This window comes from Actinoplanes sp. CA-252034, from assembly GCF_050956125.1.
GTDB lineage: Bacteria > Actinomycetota > Actinomycetes > Mycobacteriales > Micromonosporaceae > Actinoplanes.
Map to the genome: position 1 here is coordinate 6,801,332 of NZ_CP191846.1, position 16,199 is coordinate 6,817,530.

Consider the following 16,199-nt stretch of genomic DNA (forward strand, 5'->3'; position numbering starts at 1 on the left):
CTGTGAACCGGTAGACGCCGCCGATCAACGAACGCGGCGCTGTACACCGTCGACCTCGCCGAAAGCGCCATCACCGACGGCGACACCGACGTCCGGCTCAGCCCGACCGAATGGCGACTGTTGGAACACCTGCTGCGCCATCCCGGGAAGCTCCTCACCCAGCAGGCGCTGCTCGCCCACGTGTGGGGGGCCGCAGTACGCCACCGAGACCAACTACCTACGCCAGTACATGGCACGGCTGCGCCGCAAACTCGAAGCCGACCCGGCACACCCGCGGCACCTGATCACCGAACCCGGCATGGGATACCGATTCCGGCCATGATCATTACGGTGCCGTCGATACGGACGTCGACTCGACACCGAGCGTCTGCATCAGCGTCGACGACCTTCGCGGCATCACCGCCGAACTGGCACACCGGCTCTGTCCGAAATCGGCGCCGGCCAGCGGCAGATCGCCGTCGGCCGCACCCACCCCGGGCTGCAAGATCTGGCCGCCTTCCTCGACGAAGCCCGCAACACCCTCGAACACGCCGAACGGCTCCGGTTCACCACACCCGTACTCAACGCCGCCGACCTGCTCGTCTTCCTCGTGCTGCTGCGTGCCCGCGACGCCATCAATCGACCTGGTCACCACCGTGCTCGGCCCACTTGCCACGGCCCGCGGCGGCGCCAAACCCTACCTGGACACCCTCGCCGTGCTCTTCGACAACCACGGCAACTACACCGCCACCGCCCGGCAGACGGAGTCCTGACCACCTCACCGGTGGGCGGTACGCGAGCTCGGCGGAGGGCTGGACTACTGCACGCTGACCGCACCAGCACAGCGTGGGCCGGACGACACCGACCAAGCCCGGCCGGGCAACCCTGCCGCGGCTGAGCAGACGCAGACGAAACCCCGACCGGCTGGGCCCGATCCTCCGCCCTCGGGCCTCACCCCGCCGGGAACTACGCGCCGACGTGGATGCCGGGACGGCGGTCCGGGTCGGCCTCGTGCTCGCGGATGATCTCGCGGGCGACGGGGGCGGTGTCGCCGCGCCCGAGCAGGAAGTAGCGGACCATGTGGACCAGCGGGCTGCCTTCAGCCCAGGCGAAGTAGCAGTGCGGCCGTACGCCGGTGCTGTCCCGCAGCGCGAGCAGGATCGCGGCGATGGCGTTCGGCGCGGCCGGCGCCGCGGCACGCAGCACCCGGTGGCCGTCGACCTCTACGCCGCGAACAGTGAGAACGTCGCTGAACGCGGACGGGTCGACGACGTCGATCTCTAGGAAAAGGACGTCGGCGCTGCCGGGGACCGGGTTGTCGCCGCGTTGCTCGCGTTCCTTGCCGGCGTACTCGGCGGCGTCCCCGGCCTGCCGGCGGTTGGCGATGAGGTTGATCCGGCCATCGTGGGCGAGGGTGTCGGTGATGAACCGGCGGGCGTTGTCGTCGAACTCGATGTGCTCGGCGCGTAGCTCGGTGGTGCGTGACACCCGGGAGATCAGCGAGAGGATGACGATACCGGCGATGAACATCGCCGAGATGGTGATGCCGTCGGGCTTGTCGATGACGTTCTCGACCAGCGCATAGACGAGGATCGCGGTGAGCAGCCCGAACCCGGCACCGGCGAGACGCTGTTTGGCCCGGAACACCGCGACGGTGACAGCGAACGCGCCGGAGACCATCATCGCGAGGATGCCGGTGGCGTAGGCACCGGCCTGGGCATCGACGTCGGCGTCGAACGCGATGGTGATGGCGACGCTGATGATCGTGTAGACGATCACGACCGGGCGGACCGCCCGGCCCCATTCCGGCGCCATGCCGTAGCCGGGAAGGTAACGGGGCACGATGTTGACCAGGCCCGCCATCGCGGACGCCCCGGCGAACCACAGGATCAGTACGGTGCTGATGTCGTAGACGGTGCCGAACACCTCACCCAGCTGCTCGTGGGCCAGCCATGCCAGGGCCCGGCCGTTGGCGGCGCCACCTTCGGCGAACTCGTCGGCGGGGATCAGCACGGTGGTGACGAGACTGCTGGCCAGCAGGTAGACGCTCATGATGAGCGCGGCGCCGGTGAGCAACTTGCGGGTGTTGTGAATCCGCGAACGCAACCGCTGAGCCTCGTCGGCGCCGGTGGCGGCGACCAGGGGCATCATGCTGACACCGGTCTCGAAGCCGGACAGGCCCAGCACCAGCATGGGGAACGCCAGTAGGGCGGGCACGATCAGGTCGCCGAAGCCACCGCCACCGGCGGTGAGCGCCGTGGTCCACGCCGACCATGCGGCGGGCGTGGTGATGATCTCGGCGATGCCGACGGCGATGATGACGGCGTTCAGGCCGAGGAACACCGCCACCAGGGGGATGGCGACATTGACGGCCTCGCTGAAGCCGAGCAGGAACACCCCGCCCAGCAGCAGGAGCAGGACGACGGTGAGCGTGACGGCGTGGCCGTGCAGGAAGTGCGGGGCGTGCGGGTTCTCCAGCACGTGCAGGCTCGCGTCGGCGGCCGACAGGGTGATCGTGATGATCCAGCTGGTGGCGACGAAGCCGAGCAGGACGAGCACGAAGACCTTGCCGCGCCAGAACGGGAGCAGCCGTTCGAGCATGGCCACCGACCCGGCTCCGTGCGGGCTCTCCTTGGCGACGCGCCGGTACATCGGCAGCATCCCGAGCAGGGTCAGCGCCACAATCAGCAGCGTGGCCAACGGTGACACCGCGCCGGCCGCGGCGGCGGCGATCGCGGGCACGTAGGCGAGGCTGGAGAAGTAGTCGACGCCGGTCAGGCACATGACCTTCCACCATGCGTGCTGTTCGGCGTGTCCTTCACCGGCGGCCGGGCCGACCGGCTGGACCTGGTGCTTGAGCAGCCACGTCGGCAGAGTTCCGCTGCGGTGCTCCCGCTTGGCGGGTGCATCCACGACCGCGGGTAACACGTACGCGGGTTCTGCGGGCTCCTTGTCGGGCGCCTCTGCCTGATCGCTGGTCTCCATAGCTCACTTCCCGTACTGGTTGCACGATGCCGTACCGCCTCGGTCACGCTACGACTGCCGGTCCACCGAGCCTTCTGCGGGGATCATGCTTCCCCCCGAGAGCGCTGCGGCAAGCACACGCCTGTGTTCGGCTCCGGAATGGTTCATCGTGGTCCAGTGGGTTGAGGGTGGGGCGAAGACGGTGGCTGGGCCGGTGCGGCCATAGACTTCCCCGGTCGTGAGGATCGTGAAGGGGCGTCCATGCTGCATGTCCGGGTCATTGCGCCGCAGCCGGTGAGCGCACAGGTGCAGCAGCTGTTGGCCGATGACGCAGCGATCGCCCATCTGATGGTGTTGCCCGGAGCGGCGAAGTCTCCCGCGGGTGACGTGGTGGAGTTCGACGTTGTCCGCGAGGGCGCCAGTCATGTGCTCGATGGCCTGCGTGGGCTGGGGGTGGACCGCGACGGGGCCATCATCGTGGAGAACGTGGACGCCGCGTGGTCCGCTTCCGCCGATCGGGCCGCCCGCCGCATGCCCGGACTGGGTGTGGATGCGGTGGTGTGGCACGAGATCGAGCAGCAGACCGGCGACGAGAGCGCCCTGTCGGCGTCGTTTCTGACGTTCATGAGCGTGGCGACGGTTATCGCCGCGGTCGGGGTGCTGCTGGATCAACCGATCCTCATCGTGGGGTCGATGGTGGTCGGCCCGGAGTTCGGTCCGCTCGCGGCGCTGTGCGTCGGGCTTGTGAAGCGCAGGTTCGCTCTGGTCCGTCGCTCCGTGGTGGCGCTGGCGGTCGGCTTCCCGGTCGGCATGATCGTCACCGTGGCCGCGGTGTGGCTGCTTACCGCCGCCGGCCTGGTCGATAAGGCGATGTTGCTGGAGCCGCGCCCTCTGACCGACTTCATCTGGCGGCCCGATGCGCTGTCCTGGGTGATCGGGTTCCTGGGTGGCATTGCCGGCATGCTGTCGCTGACCTCCGCCAAGGCGGGCACCCTCGTCGGTGTCCTGATCTCGGTGACCACGGTGCCCGCCGCCGCCAACGCCGCTGTGGCCCTGGCCTACGGGGTGGGTTATGAGGCGTCCGGGTCGGCTGTGCAACTGGCGATCAACCTCGCCTCCATCGTGATCGGCGGTGTCCTCACCCTCCTGGTACAGCAGGTCGCTTGGCGACGGCCGCCCCGAATCGCGAAGTGATCACTCGGGGCAGCGGAGCCGTTCCGGCCGACCTGACGTCTCGGATGCTGCCTCACCCGCAGCGACGAAGATGCGGTCAGGTGAGGCTCGCAAACGCCTGAACGCTGCGCGGGTCGCCGGCCACGATGAGCACGTCACCGGCATAGACCCTGGTATCGGCCGTCGTGTAGGTGAACGGCTCACCCGGCCGTTTGATCGACACGACGGTAACGCCGTAGTTACTGCGCAGCTCAGCCTCGGCCAGCGTCCGATCGGTGCTCACGGCTGGTGCGAGAGTCTTGACGAGCACGTAGTCGTCGTCGAACTGTATGAAGTTCAGGATCTCGCCGGTTACCAGGTGCGCGACGCGTTCACCCATCTCGTGCTCGGGCAAAACCACATGGTGAGCGCCGACGCGCCGCAGGATGGTCGCGTGTTGTCGGCTGATGGCCTTGGCCAGGATGTGCGGCACACCCAGGTCGGTCAGCAGCGACGTGGTCATGATGCTGGCCTGGATGTCCGTGCCGATCCCGACCACGACATTGGTCAGCTCGTGCACGCCGAGTTGCCGTAGGGCCTCCTCATCGGTGGTGTCGGCGACCGCGGCGTGGGTGAGCTCGTCGGAGAACGTCTGCACATTGCGGGGGTCGGCGTCGATGCCGATGACCTCCCAGCCCTGGCGTATGAGTTCGAGGGCGAGGGAACCACCGAAACGGCCCAGGCCGAGCACGGCGATGCGGTCGTGGGTAGCCGGTTTCTTAGCCAACGATGGTTCGCTCCTCGGGTAGTTCGTACCGCCGGGTCCGTTCCCGCAGAGCGAGGGCCGCCCCGGCGGTGATCGGGCCGAGCCGGCCGATGAACATCAACGCGATGAGGATGACATGCCCGGCGGTGCCGACCTGTGCGGTGATGCCGGTGGTCATACCCACGGTGGCGAACGCCGAGGTCACCTCGAACAACGCCTGATTCAACGTGAACGGCGTCAACGCCAGCATCGCCAGCGTGGACGCCATCACCAGGCCGACGCTGAGCAGCGCGATGGTCAACGCCTGCCGCTGAACAGCAGCCGGCAGGCGCCGGCCGAGCGCGTGCACGCTCGGCTCACCGCGCATCTCCGCGAGGATCACGAACCCGAGCAACGCGAACGTCGTGACCTTGATCCCGCCGGCGGTGCCGCCGCTGCCACCGCCGATGAACATCAACACGTCATTGATCAACAAAGTGACGTCGTGCATTTGCGCCAGATCAACACTGTTGAACCCGGCAGTCCGGGGCATCACCGCGGTAGTGAACCCGGCCAGCAACTTCTCGCCGAATCCAAGCCGACCCAGCGTGGCGGTATTCGCCCATTCCGCCCACGTGATCAGCAGCCAGCCACCACCGAGCAGAAACCCGGTCACCCCTAAGGTGATCTTGGTATGCAGCGACCACTTCCGAGGGGTACGCAGAGCGCGGCGCAGTTCGAACAGCACCGGAAAGCCGATCCCGCCGATGATGATCGCCGCGCAGATCGGCAGGCAGATCAACGGGTCACCGACGAACCTCATCAGGCTGTCGGCGTACAGGCCGAAGCCGGCGTTGTTGAACGCCGACACCGCATGGAACAGCCCGAGGTAGGCGGCCCGGCCCCACGACTCGCCGTAGCCCTCGGCGAACCGCCACGTCAGCACCACCGCCACGACGGCTTCGACCACCAGGCTGATCCGCAGCACACCGAGCACCACCTGCCGGACATCGCCGACACCCATGGTCTTCGTCTCAGTCTGCGTACCCAACTGCAGCCGCATCCGCAGCCGGCCGGCCACCAACAGCCCCAGCAGCGACGCCAAAGTCATGATGCCGAAGCCGCCGATTTGAATCAGCCCCAGGATGATCACCTCGCCGAAGCCCGACCAGTAGCTGCCGGTGTCCTCGATGACCAGCCCGGTCACGCACACCGCCGATGTCGCGGTGAACAGGGCCGTGACCGCTCCGGCGCCGCGCCCGGCCTCGGTGGCCACCGGGAGCATCAACAGCCCCCAGCCCACCACGACAGCCACCGCGAACCCCAACACCACCAGCCGAGCCGGATGCCGCCCGACCTGCCCCGCCCACCGGGCCACCGGCGCGGGAAGCTGTACACCCTGCAGGCGTTCACCTGCCTGCACAGCCAGCCGCCACACCCAACGCCGCAGCGCGGCACCACCTTGCTGGGTCACCCATCGCGGAGCCTTCGGTGGGCCGACCAGAGGGGCCCAGATCAACAGGGCCACGCCGGCAGCCACAGCGGCGAAGAACCCCACGATCGTCGCCAGCCCCAGCAACAGCTGACCCCACGTCGAATCCACCCGGCCCATGATCCTTCAGGCGGGCACCCGCGTGTCCGCTGACGCCGTCAATAAAGTGTCAACAAAAGGGATGCGGGCGGCCGGGATGGCACATGCTGGCAGACGTGCACATCCTCAAGATCACCGAAGGCGGAGCCGAACGGCACACCGTCACCGACCTCGACCGTCTCCTCGCCGACGAGACCGGTTTCGTATGGGTGGACATCCCGCACTGCGACGACGATGCCGTTCGGTTGCTGTCCGAGACGTTCAAGTTCCACCGGCTGGCCGTCAAGGACTGCCAGGAACGCAACCGGGTGCCGAAGATGCACGTCTACGCCGATCACGTCTTCGTGGTCCTGCACGCCCCGGAACGCGGCGAACGCGGACATGTCCACTACCTGGAACTCGACCAATTCATCGGCGCGAACTACCTGGTCACCGTGCATGGCCCCAACAACCCGGCGGTTTCCGACGCGGCAGCCGAACGCGAGACCCGCGCGGCGCGCGGACGCATCGACAACGGGCGGCTGCGGCCGGCGACCCCTGCCGCGTTGTCGCACGCCATCGTGGCCGCGCTGATCCGCAACCAGGAGGAGTACGTCGAACTCGTCACCGCCGACGTCTGGGCCCTGGAACAACAGGTCACCGGCGGGCAGGTCACCGAGCCGGAGGCGTTCCTGACCGACCTGTTCCGGGCCCGGCACGGCCTGCTGTCGGTGCGGACCATGGCCACGCTCAGCGGCGCCCTCTACTCCCACATGGCTCAGCTGTCCGCACTGCCCGACGGACACCGGGCGTCGGTCGACGACATCGCCGACCGGTTCACCCGGCTCCGGAGCATCACCGACGGGCAACGCGAATACCTGCAGGGCGTGATCGACTTCTACCAGAGCCTGCTCACCCTGCGGTCCACGGTGGTGGGCCAGACCCAGAACGACCGGGTGCAGGAGCTCACCGTGGCCAGTTACGCCCAGAACGAGGAGGTCAAGAAGATCTCCGCCTGGGCCGCCATCTTCTTCGCGCCGTCGCTGGTCGCCGCCGTCTACGGGATGAACTTCACCCACATGCCGGAACTCGAGTGGGCGTTCGGCTACCCGTTCGCCGTGGTGCTGATGATCCTGGCGGGTATGGCGCTGCACTGGGCCTTCAAACGACGTGGCTGGCTGTGAACATCCGCCCGCGGTCGACGGAACCGGCTCAGATACCTACGTCTTCCACCGAAAGCTCGTCCTGGATGGTCCGCAGCGCCAGAGCGTAGAGCTCCGCCGGCAGCAGCGGTTCAAGCTCTTCGGCGGTGTCGACGACGGTGAAGACGGCCTGTACCGGGGTGCGCATCCACGCCTGATCGGGGGACCAGTCCCCGGCCCAAACGCGCCATCCGGTCGACCACTTCCGGCCGCGCTCGGCGTTGGGTCCCACCGGCGTGTGCAGCTCGGCGCGGGAGTAGTGCACGGCGAAGCGCCCCTTGCGGGTTCGAAACAGCGAGTTGGTCTCGTCACCCTCGTTGCCCGATGCGGTCCACTCGCCGAGGACGACGCCGAGGAACCGCTTGATCGAGGAGTTGCCGAGCCCGAGCTTGACGGTTATCTCGTCGAAGCCGGATCGCTTGGCCTGCTCGACCTCGACGAGGGGGCGTAGTGCCGTGACGATGTCGCCGGACAGATTTCCCCCGGTCATTTCCTGAGCCTGCTGCAGCAGCGGCAGGTCGTTGTCGGCGATGTAGATGGTCTGGTTCGGCATTCATCTCACTTCTGGACCGATGGGGTCTCGAGCACACTGTCGGTTCGCCGCAGGCGTGGGTTCGAGACCTCTTCGTGTGGCGTGCCGACCCCCGCATACCGGGCGATCATCGCATCGGCGCGTGGCGTGGCGTGCCCTCATGGCACCCCTCTGATCGAGTTGATGCCGTCAATGGCGTAGCCCTGCTCTGCAGTCGATGGGGCGTTGCGTAGTCACCGTGCGTGGTGCTCCGGCATTACCGGCGCGGACGAGCGTTGAGCGGCTCTGCCAGCTTTGGGTTGCCCTCGCCTGTGGGTGCGGCCGGACCTGGGCGTGGCCTCCGCTTGCACCGGGGCGCTGATATTGGCTGGCAGCCTCAGGCTGCGAACCGTGTTGCGGGATACGACGGTGTCTCTTAGCCGGGTGTCTGATCAGCGCCGGTGGTGTGGCGGGCGTGGTCGATGGCGGCGTGGGCCTGGTCCATCCTGGCGATCGCGGTCAGTTGGGTGGTGTCGGTGAGCAGGCCGAGGGTATGCAGGTTGCTGGCGAGGCGGTACTGCAGGTCGACGAGCCGCTCGCAGGCGTCGAGCAGGCCGGTCTGGTGATTACGGCCGGTGTTGTCGGTGGTGGGCATCGGGAGTCCTGTCAGTAGCGGAATCGGCCGACGGTGGTCTTCAGCTCGGTGACGACGCCGGCGACGGTGTAGGTGGTCCGCGCGGCGTGCTCGGCGGCTTCGGAGATGTTGGTGGCGCTCTGGGCGACGCCGGTGATGTTGGCGGCGATGTGGTTGGCGCTGGTGGCGGCGTCGCTGACGCTGCGGGCCATCTCGCTGGTGGTGGCGGTCTGTTCCTCGACGGCGGAGGCGATGGTGGTGGAGAAGTCGCTGATCCGGCCGACGATGTCGCCGATGGTGGCGATCGCGTCGACGGCGGCGATCGTGCCGGTCTGGATCGCGGCGACCCGGCCGGTGATGTCCTCGGTGGCCTTTGCGCAACCTCAACCACATCTATGCCAGACGTGACGACGCCGGCTGGGCGGGGTTCTGGATCTTCGCCGCCTCGATGGTGGTTGTGGTCGTGGGCTGGGTCACGGCAACACCGTTGACCTTGCGGCACCCGCGCGTCGTGCAGCGCGTCGGCGCCGCACTGATCGGTCCGGTCGAGCGGTTGTTCGAACACGTCGACGCCCAACCGGGCCAGCACACCGAGAACGACATATCTGAATACTTTTGACATAACGGCAAGTACCCCGATTCTGCCGAGTACGCAGCACTCCGTGCGGACGACTTCACCGACTACCGCCTGCGAGTCGATGGTCTGGTCAAGCACCCGTCGAGCTGAGCCTGGCACAGCTGCGAGCGATGGAGCACCACGAGCAGATCACCCAGCACTTCTGTATTCAGGGATGGTCAGGCATCGCCAAATGGGGCGGCGTGTCGCTGCAGACCCTCATGGACGCGGTCGAACCCCTGCCGGAAGCTAAGTGGGTGGTCTTCTATTCGCTCGGCGACGGTCCGGACGGTGGTGTCTACTACGACGCTCACCCGATCGAACAGATGCGCTATCACCTCACGATGTTGGCCTATGACATGAACGGCGAGCCGTTACCGTTTGGTCATGGCGCACCGTTACGGCTGCGCAACGAGGTTCAGCTCGGCTTCAAACAGGTAAAATGGATCAAAGGTTTGGAGTTCGTCGCTGACTTCACCGAGATCGGTGGCGGTCACGGCGGCTACAACCAGGATCACGAATTCTTCGGCTACCGCCAATCCATCTAGCTGGGCACAATACCGACGCCAGTGAATAAATTCGGATACCTGTCGGCGACAGGATGTCCGATCCGTGCGCCATCAATGAGAAAGATCCCGGCATGCAGAAAATGTCACTCACCGCGTTGGTACGTCAGCAGCTTGAGCTCGCACACACCGCCTCCAGCGGTCGCAGCAGCTCCACCGTCTACGGCGGACACGAACACCAACTGCGTCAGACCATCATTGCGCTGGCCGCCGGGCAGACACTCCAGGAACACGAGAATCCCGGCGAGGCCACCATCCACGTCCTACACGGACGAGTCCGCCTCATCGCAGGCGAGACATCCTGGGACGGCACCCCCGGCGACCTGCTGATCGTCCCGGACTCGCGGCACAGCCTGGAAGCACTTGACGAAGCCGCGGTGCTCCTGACCGTAGCCAAACACTGATAACCGATCTGCTTCTACACACTGCCGCCTCGGAGTCCTGAATATGTGGCGGCATCGCCAGAATCCGGCGCATCGGCAGATTCCAGCGGCGCCTGACACGGTCCGCAGCGGTGCTTCAGCCGAAGCGGTGGCGATACGCCCAGGGCCACTGATTCCCCCGGCGCAGAGTCTGAACCAATTCAAACTGCTGTGACTGCTGCCGACCGGCCCTCCGAGCCCGTTCCTCACCGCGGGTTAACGCGGTGAGGAACCGCCCAACCCCAACGGTCGCAATGCCGCGGGTGCGACTACCCGGGGGACCTGGGACATAGCAACAGGCAAGCGAAAGAACGGGCCGGTCGGTGGCGACGATCACTGCAGACCTCTGCTGATCGGTTCGGCCGTGGGAGAAGCAGGTAAGGCGACCTCGATGATGCCGGCGGTGATGCGCACCGGGTAGACCGGAACGGCCCCGGTTGCCGGCGGCCCGGCAGGCCGGCCGGTGGTCAGGTCGAACCGTGAGCCATGCAGATATCACTCCACGAAACCGCCCTCGACCTCACCTTCGGACAACGCGACGTGCCCGTGGCTACATTCATCGAGCAGCGCGTACACCGTCCCACCGCAGCGCGCCAGGCAAACCGGCAACCCGTCCACGTCGGCATGCATGGCGGTGTCATCGGCCAGTTCCGCCAGCGGCCCGGCTGCCAGCCACGGTGTTGTTCTGTCATTGTCCTCGGGGCTGAGGTGGCCACCTTCGGACTCCCATACCTGCAGGCGTCCGGTATCTCGCCTCGTGGCATCTTGCCGAAGAGGCTGCGGCACGCTCGGCCGGCCTACGCCTTGCTGACCGACGTCTGTCGTTGCGGTATTTCGTACCTGCGGTCGCGTCATAGTGTCGTCGCCCTCAGAGGACGTCCACCGGCGTAGGTGAAGGCCATGCCGCCGAGAACGGTCTGCAGGACTGCCGGGGTGCGTCGGCCGTCACCGATCGTCGCGGCGAGTGCACCGGTGAGCGCCAACGCGAGCAGCACGACCAGGAACGTGACGGGAACTCTGGCCGTGACCGACAGCACGAGGATGGTCAGGAGCGGGAGCGCAGCACCCAGCGCAAACGAGACCGCCGAGACGCCAGCGGCGTGCCAGGGGCTAACCGGAGCAACGGGGACGATGCCGGGCACGGCGTCGGCGTGCGGGTCGTCCTGGTCGTTGACGGCCCTCGACGCGCTGTTGAGGTCGATGGCGCCCATCAACGATCACCGAACCAGAGAGTGGCCCCACGGTCGTGCCGGCTGCGGACCAGCGTGTGACGCTCGTTCATCGTTTCTCCGTTGCCGTTGACAGACGCGAAGTAGGCCCAAGATGATCCAGAACACCGAAGGACGCACCGATGCCGCAGATCTGCCGATCGAGACACCGGCCACCGACGACACGCAGCACGTGAGGACCTGGAGCAGGCGTCCAAGTACGAATTGCCGAATCGGGGCCGCAAGGTCCGGGCAGCCATTCGCCGACCGATGTAACCGCACACCGGCGCGACGGGCAGAACGACGTGAGAGATCACGCTCTGGAGGGGATGCCCGGCACCGGGATCGGCAAACCGCCTGCGCGGCGTCCGGCTCAGTGCGCGGCGGTCTTGCGGCTGCGCAGGTTGCGGCGAATGCCGAGGATCGCGGTGCCGAGTCCGGCGCCGGCCACGAGGAACCCGAGGAAGAGGAACAGGAAGATCGGGCTCATCCCGAGAGTTTGTCGTTCGGTGCCGAGGACCGTGCCGATGAGAAATCCGAAGAGTGGTCCCAGGACTGTCACGCCGCCGCCGAGGATGACCAGCCAGACACCGGGGGCGACCGGGGTCAGCTGGATCGGGCGGCCCTTCTGCTCGTCGAGGTCAGAGTTCATCACGCGTCCTCTGGGCGGGGTTGGTCAGCGGGGAGGTGCCGTTGACGCCTGGCGCGGCTTTGCCGCGGACGGCGTCGAGGAACGGGCCGATGATGTCGATCGGCAGGGGAAAGACGACGGTGGAGTTGTGGTCGGCGCCGAGCTCAAGCAGCGTCTGCAGGTAGCGCAGTTGCAGGCTGGCGGGGCTTTCGCTGAGGATTTTCGCGGCGTCCCGCAGTTCCGTCGCCGCCTGGAGTTCACCGCGGGCGTTGATCACCTTCGCACGGCGCTCTCGTTCGGCCTCCGCCTCGCGGGCCATCGCCCGTTGCATCACTTCGGGGATCTCCACGTCCTTGATCTCGACGACTTCGACCTTGACCCCCCACGGCTCGGTCATCGATGCGATTGATGTCGCGAGGTCCTCGTTGAGATCTGCCCGGTGGGCGAGCAGTGTGTCGAGGTCCGCCCGGCCGACGACCGAACGCAGGGCGGTCTGGGCGATCAGTGAGGTGGCGACCGCGTGATTCTCCACCGACATCACGGATCTGACCGGGTCGACCACCCGGAACAGTACGACAGCGTTGACCCTGGCCGACACGTTGTCGCGGGTGATCACCTCTTGAGGCGGAATGGTCAGCGTGACCACCCGCAGGTCCACCCGGACCAGCTTGTCGAAGCCAGGAAGCAGCACCCGAACCCCAGGCTCCACGGGTTCTCGCAACCGTCCCAGCCGAAACGCCACGCCGCGTTCGTACTCCTTCAGCACCCGCAGCGAGGTCATGGCCAGAAGGAGCAGCACGAGCGCGAAGGTGATGGCGGTAGCGATGATCATCCGGTTGCCTCCGGTCCGGGCTTACGTCGGTCTGATCCATAGCTCGAACGTTTGCGGATCACCGCGGCGGCGGCCGCTTCCCGCTCAGCGATCTCGTCGTCGAGCGAGCGGCGGACCATCCCCTCGGGGATGAACACCGTGCTGCGGCGTAGGTGGGACCAGAGCGGCGTGCTCAGCAGCAGCGCCACAAGCATGGCCACGGCGAGGACCAGCAGCGAGTCAGAACCCGGGCCCGTGAGCGCGGTGCCGAGCGGCCACACGAGGCCGAGCGCCACCACGAGGCAGGCGATCCCGCGGTGGAAGCGGGCGGCTTCGGACGCCGGCCACGAATCGACCGTGCGCTGGATCTCGCGTCCGGAGGAGGATGTCGTGCATGTGTCCTTGACCGGGCAGGCGTTGCACACCGATGGGGTGCCGCGGTAGCGCATCACACGGTTCTGCGCGTCGAACGACTGCGGCCACAACCATTGGTTCTGCGGGCACTGCCATGCGTCGTGGTCTGCGTGGTAGGCGAAGCCGCCGGACAGTCCGCCTTCGGCGACCGATGCGGCACGGCGGGCGAGCGCGTCGATGACGTGGGCGAGCCCGACAAGGGCCACGCAGTAGCCGGCTGCCAGCCAGGCCTCTACCCCTACCGCGGAGGCCGAGAACCAGGTCATGGCTGTTCCGGCTCGTCGCGGTGGTCGGAGGAATAGCGGCTCCGCGACCGGGGCACCTCCCCGGCCTCACCCACAGGGGCGGCCATGATCGGAAGCCCGGTGCGGTCCTGCGCGGCCTCGGCGGTTTCCTCGACGTAGAGCGTCTCGGGCGGCAGCTCGGTTGCCGTCGCCTTGATACCGAACCGGATACCGAGATAGGTGATCCACAGGAACGGCAGCACACCGCCGATGATCAGGATGAGGTCACCGGGCATCCGCATCCACTCGAGTAGCGCGTTTCCCGGTTCGGTGATGTAGCCGAGGGTGCGTGCCTCGAAGTATCCGTCGTTCACCGAGTGCCACAGCTGCAGGATCCCCAGCGGGAGCAGGGTCACGAACACCATCCAGGCCAGGCCGATGTTGAGCGACCAGAACGAGGTCTTCGCCAGTTTGTCGGGCCATTTCGACGCGGGGATGATGTAGCGCAGCGCGAACAGTGTCAGGCCGACTGCGAGCATGCCGTAGACGCCCATCATGGCGCCGTGTGCGTGGTTGGCGGTCAGTGCGGTGCCGATCTGGTAGTAGGACACGATCGGCAGGTTGACCAGGAAGCCGAAGACTCCGGCGCCGACGAAGTTCCAGAAGCCGACCGAGACCAGGAACATCACCGCCCAGCGGTGCGGGAACGGCGCGCTGCTGCGGGTCTGTTGCCGGGCACCCAGTTGCAGGAAGGTCCACGCCTCGACGGTCAGGAACGTCAGTGGGATCACCTCAAGCGCGGAGAAGAACGCGCCGAGTGCCATGTGCTCCACCGGTGTGCCGGAGAAGTACAGGTGGTGCATCGTCCCGATGACGCCGCCCGCGGAGTAGAGGATGACGTCGAGGAAGATGATCTGGATGGCGATCTTGCGTCGGACCACACCGAGCATCACGAAGGTGTAGGCCACCATCACCGTGGTGAACAGCTCCAGGAAGTCCTCCACCCACAGGTGTACGACCCAGAACCGCCAGAACTCCGCGACGGTCAAGTGGCTCTCGGTCGAGGCGAGCATGCCGACCGCGTAGAACGCCGGGATCGCCAGACCGGCGTAGAGGAAGAGCCATGGCATGTTGAGTTTGTGTTCGGTCTTCAACCGTGACCGGATGCCGCGGTAGATGATCGCGATCCACAGGAACAGCCCGATCGACAGCAGGGCCTGCCAGAACCTCGGCAGGTCCAGGTACTCCCATTGCTGGTCGAAGAACATCGAGCCCTTCGCCCAGTCGGCGCCGAAGATGCTGATGGCCTCGCCGGCCATCGAGCCGACCACCACGATCACCAGCGCTCCGAGCAGACCCCAGGCCAGCCAGTGCTGCCGCCGGGGCTCCCGGCCGGCGATGATCGGCGTCAAGAAGATGCCGGCGGCGAGGAACGCCGCCGCCGTCCACAGCAGAGATAGCTGTACGTGCCAGGTGCGGGCCAGGTTGAACGGCAACATTTGTGCGAGGTCGATGCCGAAGAAGGTGCTCAGGTCGGCCCGGTAATGCTCGATCGCACCGCCCAGCAGGGCCTGCACCAGGAAGAGAGCAGCCACCACGAAGAAGAACCACGCGGTCACCCGCTGCGCCTTGGTGATCTGTACCTGGCCGGGTTGGAGGAAGGCCAGGGCCGGCTGTTCGGAGGCGTGCCAGCCGATGTTGCGGCTCCACCGCCCGTACAGGGCGAACAGCGCGCCCAGCCCGACCAGCAGGGCGGTCAGCGACAGGCCCGACCAGACCACGACATCGGCGGTCGGGGTGTTGTCGACGCGCGGCTCGGGCGGCCAGTTGTTGGTGTAGGAGTAGTTGTGGCCGGGTCGTTGCGCGGCGCTCGCCCACGCCGTCCACGAGAAGAACGCGGTCAATTCGTGGATCTCCCGAGGATCGGTGATCATCTCCGGGATGAGGCCGTATTTCGTGCTGTCGGTACCGAAGACGTTCGCGTAGTGGCTGGTGGCGATCCCGAAGGCCGAGACCTGATCTGCGGTGAACCGCAACTCGCCGCTCGCCTCGTCGTACTGGTTCGCGCGAAGCATCTGCTTGACCGCCTCGGTTGGCTCCTGCTGCCCTGAGCCCGCGAGTTCGGCCTTGATGTGCTCGGCGGAGATGCGAAGGTACTCTGCGGTGTAGTCGGGGCCGAGGTACCCGCCGTGACCCATCACCGAGCCGTACTGCTGCAGCCCGCGGCGCAGGAAAGTCTGCTGCCCAGCTGTCACGTCAGCTCCGGTGTAGACCACTTGGCCGTCCGGGCCGGTCACTCGCTGCGGCAACGGCATCGAGTCGGTATACGTCCTCAGGGCCAGCATGCCCATCACGAAGAACCCGAAAACCAGGACCAAGGCAACGCCCTGCACCCATCCCCTGGAAAGGCTCAACTCCGCCCGACCGGAACCCTTCACCTGCACATCAGACAAGTCCTCGGCCCCCGTTGCACCAGAGATGCACCTGACCGTAGCGATTCGCCAGACGCTGCGCAGCTCAAAGGGGACCTCTAGCCAGAACCTGCGAAGA

At 66.7% G+C, this 16,199-nt stretch carries 18 protein-coding genes and 2 pseudogenes; 7 read left to right on the forward strand and 13 right to left on the reverse strand.

Translation table 11 applies throughout. From position 1 onward, the window contains the following. Nucleotides 1–45: 45 nt before the first annotated feature. Nucleotides 46–322: pseudogene (locus tag ACQPZW_RS31495) on the forward strand (winged helix-turn-helix domain-containing protein); the annotation flags it as partial. Between the two features lie 3 nt (nt 323–325). Here ACQPZW_RS31495 and ACQPZW_RS31500 read toward each other — a convergent pair. Together ACQPZW_RS31500 and ACQPZW_RS31505 are read right to left on the reverse strand one after the other, a co-directional pair. Next, nucleotides 326–631: a hypothetical protein gene (locus tag ACQPZW_RS31500; protein WP_433789660.1), complete on the reverse strand. Its 306-nt coding sequence runs from the start codon at nt 629–631 to the stop codon at nt 326–328. A gap of 314 nt (nt 632–945) precedes the next feature. Further along, a complete protein-coding gene (locus tag ACQPZW_RS31505) occupies nt 946–2,964 on the reverse strand; it encodes an amino acid transporter (RefSeq protein WP_433789661.1) in 2,019 nt (672 codons plus the stop codon). Nucleotides 2,965–3,204: 240 nt separating this feature from the next. On the opposite strand from ACQPZW_RS31505, the gene ACQPZW_RS31510 reads away from it, so the two are divergent. Further along, a complete protein-coding gene (locus ACQPZW_RS31510; RefSeq protein WP_433789662.1) occupies nt 3,205–4,137 on the forward strand; it encodes a DUF389 domain-containing protein in 933 nt (310 codons plus the stop codon). A gap of 76 nt (nt 4,138–4,213) precedes the next feature. On the opposite strand, the gene ACQPZW_RS31515 is transcribed toward ACQPZW_RS31510, so the two are convergent. Further along, complete coding sequence (locus tag ACQPZW_RS31515) at nt 4,214–4,882, reverse strand: potassium channel family protein (protein ID WP_433789663.1); 669 nt, start codon at nt 4,880–4,882, stop codon at nt 4,214–4,216. Next, nucleotides 4,875–6,443 (reverse strand): TrkH family potassium uptake protein, encoded by a 1,569-nt coding sequence (locus tag ACQPZW_RS31520; protein ID WP_433789664.1) that lies wholly within the window; start codon nt 6,441–6,443, stop codon nt 4,875–4,877. The genes ACQPZW_RS31515 and ACQPZW_RS31520 overlap by 8 nt, the downstream gene beginning before the upstream one ends. A 92-nt stretch (nt 6,444–6,535) precedes the next feature. Here ACQPZW_RS31520 and ACQPZW_RS31525 point away from each other — a divergent pair, with 92 nt between their 5' ends. Next, nucleotides 6,536–7,594 (forward strand): magnesium transporter CorA family protein, encoded by a 1,059-nt coding sequence (locus ACQPZW_RS31525; protein WP_433789665.1) that lies wholly within the window; start codon nt 6,536–6,538, stop codon nt 7,592–7,594. A 28-nt stretch (nt 7,595–7,622) separates the two neighbouring features. On the opposite strand, the gene ACQPZW_RS31530 is transcribed toward ACQPZW_RS31525, so the two are convergent. From ACQPZW_RS31530 to ACQPZW_RS31540, 3 genes are all read right to left on the reverse strand, one after another. Continuing rightward, a complete protein-coding gene (locus ACQPZW_RS31530; RefSeq protein ID WP_433789666.1) occupies nt 7,623–8,165 on the reverse strand; it encodes an EXLDI protein in 543 nt (180 codons plus the stop codon). Nucleotides 8,166–8,559: 394 nt separating this feature from the next. Then, entirely contained in the window at nt 8,560–8,778 is a 219-nt protein-coding gene (locus tag ACQPZW_RS31535) for a hypothetical protein (RefSeq protein ID WP_433789667.1), read from the reverse strand. An 11-nt stretch (nt 8,779–8,789) separates the two neighbouring features. Beyond that, nucleotides 8,790–8,969 (reverse strand): hypothetical protein, encoded by a 180-nt coding sequence (locus ACQPZW_RS31540; RefSeq protein WP_433789668.1) that lies wholly within the window; start codon nt 8,967–8,969, stop codon nt 8,790–8,792. On the opposite strand from ACQPZW_RS31540, the gene ACQPZW_RS31545 reads away from it, so the two are divergent. The 4 genes from ACQPZW_RS31545 to ACQPZW_RS31560 all read left to right on the forward strand — a co-directional run bounded on the left by ACQPZW_RS31545 (nt 8,941) and on the right by ACQPZW_RS31560 (nt 10,343). Next, nucleotides 8,941–9,165: a hypothetical protein gene (locus tag ACQPZW_RS31545; RefSeq protein WP_433789669.1), complete on the forward strand. Its 225-nt coding sequence runs from the start codon at nt 8,941–8,943 to the stop codon at nt 9,163–9,165. The two genes, ACQPZW_RS31540 and ACQPZW_RS31545, sit on opposite strands and share 29 nt — an antisense overlap. Continuing rightward, nucleotides 9,131–9,376 (forward strand): hypothetical protein, encoded by a 246-nt coding sequence (locus ACQPZW_RS31550; RefSeq protein ID WP_433789670.1) that lies wholly within the window; start codon nt 9,131–9,133, stop codon nt 9,374–9,376. Before ACQPZW_RS31545 ends, ACQPZW_RS31550 begins: the two co-directional genes overlap by 35 nt. A gap of 128 nt (nt 9,377–9,504) precedes the next feature. Then, a complete protein-coding gene (locus tag ACQPZW_RS31555) occupies nt 9,505–9,921 on the forward strand; it encodes a molybdopterin-dependent oxidoreductase (protein ID WP_433789671.1) in 417 nt (138 codons plus the stop codon). Nucleotides 9,922–9,974: 53 nt separating this feature from the next. After that, on the forward strand, nt 9,975–10,343 hold the full coding sequence (locus ACQPZW_RS31560) for a cupin domain-containing protein (RefSeq protein ID WP_433789672.1): 369 nt from the start codon (nt 9,975–9,977) through the stop codon (nt 10,341–10,343). A 351-nt stretch (nt 10,344–10,694) separates the two neighbouring features. On the opposite strand, the pseudogene ACQPZW_RS31565 reads toward ACQPZW_RS31560, so the two are convergent. The 6 genes and pseudogenes from ACQPZW_RS31565 to ACQPZW_RS31590 form a co-directional block, all read right to left on the reverse strand. After that, nucleotides 10,695–10,991, reverse strand: a pseudogene (locus tag ACQPZW_RS31565) (Rieske 2Fe-2S domain-containing protein). A gap of 221 nt (nt 10,992–11,212) precedes the next feature. Beyond that, a complete protein-coding gene (locus tag ACQPZW_RS31570) occupies nt 11,213–11,572 on the reverse strand; it encodes a VIT1/CCC1 transporter family protein (protein ID WP_433789673.1) in 360 nt (119 codons plus the stop codon). Nucleotides 11,573–11,942: 370 nt separating this feature from the next. After that, nucleotides 11,943–12,221, reverse strand: a complete 279-nt coding sequence (locus ACQPZW_RS31575; RefSeq protein ID WP_433789674.1) for a hypothetical protein — start codon at nt 12,219–12,221, stop codon at nt 11,943–11,945. Further along, the gene (locus tag ACQPZW_RS31580) at nt 12,211–13,032 is read right to left on the reverse strand and encodes an SPFH domain-containing protein (RefSeq protein ID WP_433789675.1); all 822 of its coding nucleotides are present in this window, start codon (nt 13,030–13,032) and stop codon (nt 12,211–12,213) included. Before ACQPZW_RS31580 ends, ACQPZW_RS31575 begins: the two co-directional genes overlap by 11 nt. Beyond that, nucleotides 13,029–13,691 carry a hypothetical protein gene (locus ACQPZW_RS31585; RefSeq protein ID WP_433789676.1) on the reverse strand — a complete coding sequence of 221 codons (663 nt, stop codon included), beginning with the start codon at nt 13,689–13,691 and terminating at the stop codon, nt 13,029–13,031. Before ACQPZW_RS31585 ends, ACQPZW_RS31580 begins: the two co-directional genes overlap by 4 nt. Next, nucleotides 13,688–16,093 (reverse strand): nitric-oxide reductase large subunit, encoded by a 2,406-nt coding sequence (locus ACQPZW_RS31590; RefSeq protein ID WP_433797668.1) that lies wholly within the window; start codon nt 16,091–16,093, stop codon nt 13,688–13,690. The genes ACQPZW_RS31585 and ACQPZW_RS31590 overlap by 4 nt, the downstream gene beginning before the upstream one ends. Nucleotides 16,094–16,199 lie beyond the last annotated feature (106 nt).